Source organism: Alteromonas alvinellae, assembly GCF_902705805.1.
The window spans coordinates 1-8,926 of sequence record NZ_CACSIH010000142.1; the positions used below are offsets into that span (position 1 = coordinate 1).

At 46.2% G+C, this 8,926-nt stretch carries 7 protein-coding genes; 1 reads left to right on the top strand and 6 read right to left on the bottom strand.

Annotated elements, in window-relative coordinates; translation table 11 throughout:
• Positions 1-73: 73 nt before the first annotated feature.
• Complete coding sequence (mdoH, locus tag ACX5KA_RS10545; RefSeq protein ID WP_458731099.1) at positions 74-2,065, bottom strand: glucans biosynthesis glucosyltransferase MdoH; 1,992 nt, start codon at positions 2,063-2,065, stop codon at positions 74-76.
• On the bottom strand, positions 2,046-3,671 hold the full coding sequence (locus ACX5KA_RS10550) for a glucan biosynthesis protein G (RefSeq protein WP_458731100.1): 1,626 nt from the start codon (positions 3,669-3,671) through the stop codon (positions 2,046-2,048). The genes mdoH and ACX5KA_RS10550 overlap by 20 nt, the downstream gene beginning before the upstream one ends.
• Before the next feature lie 783 nt (positions 3,672-4,454).
• Here ACX5KA_RS10550 and ACX5KA_RS10555 point away from each other — a divergent pair.
• The gene (locus ACX5KA_RS10555) at positions 4,455-5,009 is read left to right on the top strand and encodes an outer membrane beta-barrel protein (RefSeq protein ID WP_014977785.1); all 555 of its coding nucleotides are present in this window, start codon (positions 4,455-4,457) and stop codon (positions 5,007-5,009) included.
• Between the two features lie 76 nt (positions 5,010-5,085).
• Here the strand turns inward: ACX5KA_RS10555 and ACX5KA_RS10560 are convergent, their stop codons facing one another.
• From ACX5KA_RS10560 to ACX5KA_RS10575, 4 genes are read right to left on the bottom strand one after another with little or no spacing between them, the layout of a single operon-like run.
• Complete coding sequence (locus ACX5KA_RS10560; protein WP_039221440.1) at positions 5,086-5,319, bottom strand: YheU family protein; 234 nt, start codon at positions 5,317-5,319, stop codon at positions 5,086-5,088.
• 48 nt (positions 5,320-5,367) lie between these two features.
• Positions 5,368-6,402 (bottom strand): hydrolase, encoded by a 1,035-nt coding sequence (locus tag ACX5KA_RS10565; RefSeq protein ID WP_014951329.1) that lies wholly within the window; start codon positions 6,400-6,402, stop codon positions 5,368-5,370.
• A 20-nt stretch (positions 6,403-6,422) separates the two neighbouring features.
• Complete coding sequence (locus ACX5KA_RS10570) at positions 6,423-6,932, bottom strand: TIGR02444 family protein (RefSeq protein WP_014977787.1); 510 nt, start codon at positions 6,930-6,932, stop codon at positions 6,423-6,425.
• Positions 6,913-8,865, bottom strand: a complete 1,953-nt coding sequence (locus ACX5KA_RS10575) for an ATP-binding cassette domain-containing protein (protein ID WP_458731101.1) — start codon at positions 8,863-8,865, stop codon at positions 6,913-6,915. Before ACX5KA_RS10575 ends, ACX5KA_RS10570 begins: the two co-directional genes overlap by 20 nt.
• Positions 8,866-8,926 lie beyond the last annotated feature (61 nt).

Here is an 8,926-nt window from a genome sequence, read left to right on the forward strand (position 1 = left end):
ATGCCGCTCACCTTAAGTGAACGGCATTACACACATGTGCGGTTTTTTTGTTTTGATATCTACTTTGAGTCCATTATGCGCTGTTAGGAAGCCTGTGGCGCATAGGCAATGGCTTTTGACTTAGTACTTGCTCTGGCATGCTCTGCCACACGTTATCAGGAAGCGCAGGTACTTCTGCCTTGTGCTGTGAGATAGCAAAATACCCCATTGCAACGCGTAAACACTTAAGTGCTTTACACTCATTCACTTCCTGGTCAATGACAAACACGCCACACTTACGCATGGCTATGCCCAGCTTATCGCTGCTTGTTAAGCGGATAACCGGCGCCGCTAACACCATGCCTACTAATACAGGTAACAACCACATAAATAGCGACGGGGTGAAGTAGAAGGTAGTTACGCCCCACGCTACCGCTAAACAGCTCATAATTTGCGTGTGTTTAATTGCAACTTTCCATGGCACTTTGCGCCCTTCGCGCTCTTGCGCTTCCCATTTAACTGAGTGGCCAACAAAAACGCTAATCACAAAATAACTGTGATAGAACATCATTAACGGCGCAATAAGCACAGCCATAGTTAACTCAATTGCTGCCCCTTTAAGCAAAGACCACGCGCCACCAAATTCGCCGCGACGTTTTATTAAAGCTAAGGTAATACCGAGCAGTTTAGGCAAGAATAGTAACGCCGCCGTACCCCACATGGTTACCATCATCATGTCTTGACGCGCAACCTGCCAACTAGGGAACAGCTGGTATTCAGACACGAAGAACTCTGGCACTGACGTGGCGCGAATTAACGCATCTGCCGTACCTAGCGCCAACATGCAAAATAATATGAGTGAAGAGATGTACGCAAACGCACCAAATAAGAAGTGCAGGCGGTTCGCCATTTTAAGACCTTTAACGTTCAATAGCCCTAAATGCTGTATGTTGCCCTGAACCCAACGGCGATCTCGAATAGCATAGTCAACAATGTTACTTGGTACTTCTTCATAGCTGCCTGTAGTGTCGGTAAGCAAGTAGGCCTGCCAGCCGGCACGGCGCAAAAGCGCAGCCTCAACAAAGTCATGGCTTAGTATTTCGCCACCAAAAGGCGCGCGCCCTTCAAGGGTAGGTAGCCCGCAATGCTGCATAAACGGTGCAATACGAATAATAGCATTGTGCCCCCAATAGTTCGCACTGTCTGTCTGCCAAAACGATAGTCCTGTTGCCAACATTGGGCTATACAGGTGAGCAGCAAACTGCACAAAACGTCCAAAGAAGCTGTTTTGACGCACCGGCATCGGAATGGTCTGCACTAGCGCCGTATCAGGGTTTTGCTCAATACGACGCGCCAAGTCTTGCATGCGCTCTCCGGTCATTACGCTGTCGGCATCTAACACAATCATTGACTCGTAATTTGCGCCCCAGCGTTCACAAAACTCTTTAAGGTTGCCCACTTTTCTGTGCAGGTTTTGTTCGCGACGACGATAAAACACTTGGCTAGAGAAGGCACCTAAACGCTTTTTCAAACGGGTAAAGGCACGTAGCTCTGCATCCGCTTTTTCCATATCGCGGGTGTCGCTAAGCATGAAAAAGTCGAATTTCGAACTGTTTTCACTTTCCATCAACTCGCGAATACAAGCTTCAAACCCCACCATGATACGGCGGGTATCCTCGTTATAAACCGGCATGACCACGGCGTGCTTTTGCGTTAATGGCGCAGTAGCATCAGGCTGAGATTGATTTCTGCGCAAGCTTAGCGGGTCAATGTTAAAAAGCTGCAAAAAGAAACCAATAATGCCTGTCCAAAATGCCATGCACAGCCAAGCAAACAGGGTTAACCCCAACCCCAACTGTGCGATCTCCAAGTTAGTAAGGCCGTTAGGTAAAAAGATCTCGTATAAACTCCAACCGGCCAATGCCGTACTTGGAATAACTAGCATTGCCATGATAAACAAACGCATATGCTCTCCTTTTAAGATGAAGTGTGAAGCACGTGCAGTGCTATCACTTTTAACCTGAGGCACGGCTTTAGCCCCGTTCGATACCGATTTATTCGTGTGATTATTTTGGCTGGTAGACATAATTCCAAACCTCACTCACACGCTTACCGTCTTTCTCAATGTAAGCGCGCATATCTACCGTTTGCTTTTCTTTTGGCTTTAGGAAGAAAGTGGCACGCCACTCTTGTCCGTCAGCAACGGGATAAAGGCGCTGCTGAGAAATCGTGCCGTTAGTACCCTGTACCACCAACTTCATCGACTCACTATCAAAAGCAACGGCGGAAGGCGCGCTAAAATCTACGCTGAACTGTCGTGTCGTATTCAGACTGTCGTTTTTAAACTCGTCACCCGGCAATACAGCCTTGCCTTGGCGGGTACGTACTACAGAGGCCAATTCACTGACAAAAGGGTTCTGTTCTACCGTTTTAAGCTCATAAGCAAAATACAGAGATTCACCCGACTTAAACGGCTTTTCAGGCGTCCAAAAAGCCACAATGTTGTCATGGATCTCAGACTTAGTAGGAATTTCTACAACTTCTAATCGGCCTTTCTCAAAACCTGCTTCTGGCGTAACCCAAAGCCCTGGACGAATATGATAGTTGGCCTCAGCATCAAGGTAATTATCCCATTCGCCGTCGCGCTGAAGCATACCGAACCCTTTGGGGTTTGTATCGCTGAGTGACGTGACTTGAAGGCGTGCAGGATTAGTCAGCGGACGCCAAATTTCTTCGCCAGCGTGAGTGACCATGAGTACACCATCACTATCATGCACCTCTGGACGATAGTCGTCATGGCGCTTTTCTGTGTTCTCGCCATACAAAAACATACTGGTAAACGGCGCAATGCCTAACTTATTTACGTCATCTCTGGCAAATAACCAGCTCTCAACTTTTACACTGGTATCAATATCAGGCTGGATAACAAACTTATAAGCCCCAGCCACCGAAGGGCTTTCTAGACGGGCATAAATAGTAATTGGTTTGCCTTCACTCGGCTCTATGATCCAAAACTCTGTGAAGTGAGGAAACTCTTCACCTTTTGCTAAAGCGGTATCAATTGCCAAACCTCGAGCAGAAATACCATAAACTTGATTTTTACCTACCAAACGAAAATATGAAGCGCCAAGGAATACAGCAAATTCATCTTTATACTCTTCGTTCTTGATAGGATAGTGAACGCGAAATCCAGCGAACCCTGACTTTTCGTCCGTTAGCCCAGCTAACCCCGACGCAGACCCGTCGTAGTTGAACATGTCACTGTTAAACGCTAGGCGTTCAGGCTTATTGCTTTCACCAATAGTGTGGATAGTAACGGGGTACTCATATAAAAACCCCGGATGAAAAAACTGCAGCTCGTAGTCATTTTCTCCGTGCCAAAGGCTCTGCTCTGGCTTAAAGCGAATTGAGCGATATGTGGTGTAGTCAATTTCTTTAAGCTTACTGTTTAATCCGTGATCGTCCTGCTCGTAGCTCTCTGTCGCTGACTTGCGAGCAGCGTCAATAATAGATTGAAGAACGGGGGATGCTTTTTGAGGCTGATTACTATCGTTCACCTCTACAGCAGCGGCTTGTTGAAACGCAAATAATGCGATGACACTGCTCATCGCTAAAAGAAGGTGTGAAAGCTTATTGCGCTGACGCACATCCGTTTGTAAATCTTTACCGAAAATTGAAACTGGCTTAGCCATTTGTCCTCTCCTTATGAAAACAATGGTTATCCAGATGGTCATCACACCCTTTTACTGCCTTGCTACATATTACTGTTAACAGTGAGTCTGTTACTTAAGATGCAAATCTAAAAAAAGGGGCTGATTGAAACCATGCGAGAAAGGCGCTCTATTCCTTTCTGTGTTCACTGGCATCGCGGATATCGCGAGAGCCGAATTCCTTGCCTAATGGCTTGAGTGAACATTGGATAACTCATAATGACTTGAGCAAAAGCTGTTCCAACACGAAATAGTCGCCGTTATTTTTTATATTTTTTATAATTTACAATACTTTACAAACACACACATTGTGGATTAGTGGAGAACACTGGCTTGTAAAAATGTCCGATGAGTTAGACAAAAGGATAACTGTTGTTTTTTAGAGACAGTTTTGTGTGCCAACGTTTTACTAGGAATACATCAAACTTTGATTTTGAACATTTCAAATGTGTAGCCTCTAAAAAGCCAGACGTATTTTATCTATAAATATTAGCAACATAGATAAATTAAGACATATCAAAATAGTGATTTAGTACGAAGTTGGCAAACGCTTTGCTATTCATCATGTAGATAAATAAATCGGACACTATTTCTTAACGGAAATAATAAAGATGGCATGAAGGCGAGTACGGCTTTGTGTTCATCAACCAAGTAGCCTTTTGTAGCGCGCTATAAACGTGCCGCCTTACAACAATTTTTGCAGGAAGTCTGAAATGGACGGAAGCAACGTAAGGGGGGTTACTGAACATACTAAGGAGTTATCACATGCGTAAATCATTCACACTTATTGCAGCAGCACTAACTGCGGCAACACTTCCTCTTACAGCTATGGCCGACAAGCCTGACTGGCGTTACGTAGAAGGTGGTTACACCAAAATGGACTTTGACGACAATGAATCTTTTGAACCAGACGGTTTAACCGTTAACGGTAAATACCTATTGAACAGCAACTGGTACCTGAACGGCGAGTATAGCTTCTTTGAAGAGGGCAACTTTGACTTTGATATGCTGACACTAGGTGCGGGTTACCGTTTACCTGTTAACGCGACAACAGACGCGTATTTTGGTGCCAACTTAGAGCGTATCGACGGTGACGTAAACGACGAAACAGGTTACAGCATTAATGCTGGCCTTCGCTCGATGATCACAGAGCAGGTAGAGTTGGCGGGTGAAGTTGGCTACTACGATGTAGACGATGGTGAAGCGACATTTAGAGTAGGCGCTAACTATTACATCACGCCACAATGGGCTGTGGGTGCAAACTACAGAATCATTGATGATTTAGACATTATGCAGGTAACTGCACGTTACGCGTTTTAAGCCTTCCTCTCCTCAGGTAGGTAGCCGGGTTGCTCGACCCGGCTTTTTTTGTGTCTATTAATCTGTCGCTTCGCCTTTATTCCATGGCTTCGCTGGGCTCAATATCTTCTTTTCTTTTGATATCTACACTTTCATGAAGCTCTGAATAGACCAGCACCGCCTCACCCGATTTGAGTCTGTTTAACACTTGCTGCACTTTCACATCTAGCGCAACTTCTTCAGCGCCGTAGTCCGTGCCCTCTCGCAGAACAAAAGACTCAGCCAAGCTATAAAGCGTATCGGCTTCTAGCGCGTCAATGGGGATTATCATTCACACTCCTGATAAAAAGCGTTTGGGTAAATTATTAGGACATCAACATTAGCGGCTGACATAACGACACGTAGTATTTACAGGTAAGGCTTCACTTACAAAACGTTTCACCCGTTCGTGCAGCCATACTTTAGGATTTAATATAGAACCTTGCATGAACCCAACGTGACCGCCTCGTTCACTTAGCTCCACGGTAACGTTGCGCGCAAGCTCTTCTTCCTTAGGCACAATTAAGTGATTCATAAAGGGGTCATCAATGCTATGCAATACCAGTGTAGGGCAGTGGATCGCGCTTAAAAAGTGATACGCACTACACTTTTCATAGTAGTCTTGAGCGTCTGCAAAGCCGTGAAGCGGCGCTGTGATCTTCTCGTCGAATTGGGTAAAGCTGGTAATCTCTTCCACATCAGTTTTTGTTAGCTGTATAAGCTTGCGATAATCGATGTACTCCATTTTCTTACGCAGCGTATCTTTCATGCTAGTAAGTAAATACTTTTGATATACGCGAGAAAAACCCTGGTTAATTGATTTAGCGCATTCAGAAAGTTTAAGAGGTGAAGAAATGGCAATCGCTGCCTTAAGCCACTTTTGCGCAGGGTTTTCGCCCAACAGTTTCAATAGCATGTTGCCGCCAAGGGAAAAGCCGATGGCCACTTTAGGAATTCGTGGAAATTTATCGTGAAGCCACTCTAAGAAAAAGCTGGGGTCTTCTGTTTCTCCACTGTGATACGCCCGCGCTTTTAAGTTTGGCACGCCGCTACAGCCGCGATAGTGCATCATCACCACCTGCCAACCGTTTACTGACAGTTGCGCCATCATATCGTTCGCGTAATGCGACTTAATGCTGCCTTCTAAACCGTGAAACATCACCACGATACCCGATGTTTCCTGCGGTTTTGGCCCCCACGCCACATCGACGAAGTCGTCATCGGGTAATGTGAGACGCTCCATGTCGTAAGACAAAGGCAACCGCTTTTGAATAAAACGCGGCCATATGGTTTGCACATGACGGTTCTTCGCCCACCCTGGCACCTTAAAGCTGCTTTTTATTATCTTTCCGTGCGATAGCGCTGATTTACTCATTTTATTTTCTTATTGTGTTTTTACGATAGTTGGTTAACCACTAGGCTCACTAGTTGGCGCGCCTCGTTGTTGTCTCGCAGTCCGTATGCATTTATAAACGCTGCGATAGACGCGTTAAATACGTTAGACGATACAGATTGCCCCTGACCCAGATGCGTGACTGGCTGCTCATTGAACGACGCAACAATATCGTGCTGCTGCTGTCTTTCAAGCTCTAGCTCTTGTGCTTTGAGTGCGTCATATTCTGCTTGGTCTCCGCCTTTTTCGGGGCTCGCAGCCTTTCGCCTTGCACGGTGATACTGTAACTTTTCTTCGGTCGCACTTGATGCCGCAATCACTGCCTTAAGCTGTGGCAAATTAATGATGACATTATTCTCTAAACACCAGCAAATCAGCAAGAGAACGTTTACATTAACCTTGTGGTTGTCTTGCAGTAAAAGCGCAAGGGGAGCCATATCACCTTTGGTATAGCGAGAAACGCTATACTCCCAAAACGCGCGGTTTTCGATATTAGGCGTTGGCATTGTCATACTCTTCTCGCTTTAGCTCAATTTGCTCTTGGGCATCTAGCCATGCCATCTCTTCTCCTTCAAGCTGTTGCTTAAGCTGAGTTTGTTTGTCGAGTAAGCCCATAAGCTGCGCTTTTTTGTCTTCGCTGTAAAGCGAAGTATCGGCAAGTGACGCTTCCACCTCAGCCAAAGCAGCACCACATTTCTCCATGGCTTTTTCGTGTTTTTCAATGGCTTTTTTAAGTGGCGCAACCCTTTGCCTAAACTCGGCTTCACGGCGTTTTTCTTCTTTACGATCTAATTTGCGTTCCGGCTTACTCTGCGCGCCAGTCTCTTGTAGCTCTTCGTTTTTGGCGTCGCTGTTGGCCTTGGCTTTTTCCGCTGCCTGCTGCTTTAAAATCCAGTCGCGATAGTCGTCCAAGTCGCCTTTAAATGGTTCAACTTCGCCACTGTCTACCAAATAGAAATCCTCACATACCGAGGAGAGTAAGAAGCGGTCGTGCGAGACCAGTACCATGGCGCCTTCAAAACCTTGAAGCGCGATATTTAGCGCATGGCGCATTTCCAAATCTAAGTGGTTGGTAGGCTCATCCAGCAGCAATAAGTTAGGCTTCTGATAAACAATTAACGCCAATACTAAGCGCGCCTTTTCACCGCCCGACATAGGTGCCACGGGCGCTAACGCTTCATCGCCATTAAATCCAAATCCGCCCAGATAGTCGCGAAGTTGCTGCTCGGTGGCTTTTTCGTCAATGCGTTGCAAATGAAGAAGCGGAGTAGCGTTAGCATCTAATGTTTCTAACTGATGCTGAGCAAAGTAACCAATCTTTAAGCCTTTTGCGGTATTAAAGATACCTTGTTTTGGCGCATGCACACCCGCCAATAGTTTGATTAGCGTAGACTTACCCTGCCCGTTTCGACCTAGAAGACCTATTCTGCTGCCAGGTACTAAATTGAGTTTCACCTGTTGCAGCACAATATGGTCGTCGTAACCCAGCTGTATCTTTTCCATTTGTACAAGCGGGTTTGGCAGTGCCGACGGCGGCGCAAAAGAAAAGCTAAATGGGCTTGCCATATGGGCTGGCAACAAGGTTTCCATTTTCTCCAACTGCTTAATACGACTTTGCGCTTGCTTTGCTTTACTCGCTTTAGCTTTAAACCGGGTAATAAACGAATTGAGATGCGCTACTTTTTGCTGCTGCTTTTCATATTCAATGTTTTGCAAGCGAATACGTTCAGCGCGCTGGGTTTCGTAAGACGAGTAGTTACCGGTGTAGGTGATAAGCTTCTGTTGTTCAACACTGATAATTTGCGCAACCGTGTTGTCGATAAAGGCTTTATCGTGCGAAATCAGCAACAGCGTTCCCGCATAGCGTTGAAGCCATTTCTCTAGCCAAATGACGGCGTCTAAGTCTAAGTGGTTAGTAGGTTCATCAAGTAGCAGTAAGTCTGAAGGACAAAGCAGCGCTTGAGCTAGGTTTAGGCGCATACGCCAGCCGCCTGAAAAATCGCTAACTGGTGCGCTTAACTGCACATTGGTAAACCCCAGACCCGACAGAATGGTCGCTGCGCGAGCTTCCACGTCGTACGCTCCCGCTTGCTCGAGCTGCCCGTGAATTTGGCCAATCTCTACACCGTCGCCGCTTTTTTCAGCGGCTGCTAATTGCGCCTGTAGATTACGTAAATGTTTGTCACCGTCCACCACATAGTCTATCGCGGTCCGGTCAGTTGCTGGCGTTTCCTGTGCCACGCTTACAATTCGCCAGTCACTCGGTACGCTGCAGTCGCCAGCATCGACACTTAACTCACTTCTCAGCAGTGCAAAAAGCGTGGACTTTCCGCAGCCGTTGCTGCCAATCAGCGCTACTTTGTGGCCTGGAAAAACCTGCGCCGACGCCTCTTCTAGCAACATTTTTCGACCGCGAAGTAGCGATACATTTGAAAGCTTTATCATGAGTAACCTGTGATGGAACAAACTAGGGCGCGTATATGGTCTCCCCCGTTATTGCAAGAGT

Coding starts and splice junctions, on each gene's coding strand:
- ACX5KA_RS10570 (WP_014977787.1), bottom strand. CDS start 6,932: ATGACAATGCCAACGCCTAATATCGAAAACCGCGCGTTTTGGGAGTAT.
- mdoH (WP_458731099.1), bottom strand. CDS start 2,065: ATGTCTACCAGCCAAAATAATCACACGAATAAATCGGTATCGAACGGG.
- ACX5KA_RS10555 (WP_014977785.1), top strand. CDS start 4,455: ATGCGTAAATCATTCACACTTATTGCAGCAGCACTAACTGCGGCAACA.
- ACX5KA_RS10575 (WP_458731101.1), bottom strand. CDS start 8,865: ATGATAAAGCTTTCAAATGTATCGCTACTTCGCGGTCGAAAAATGTTG.
- ACX5KA_RS10560 (WP_039221440.1), bottom strand. CDS start 5,319: ATGATAATCCCCATTGACGCGCTAGAAGCCGATACGCTTTATAGCTTG.
- ACX5KA_RS10550 (WP_458731100.1), bottom strand. CDS start 3,671: ATGGCTAAGCCAGTTTCAATTTTCGGTAAAGATTTACAAACGGATGTG.
- ACX5KA_RS10565 (WP_014951329.1), bottom strand. CDS start 6,402: ATGAGTAAATCAGCGCTATCGCACGGAAAGATAATAAAAAGCAGCTTT.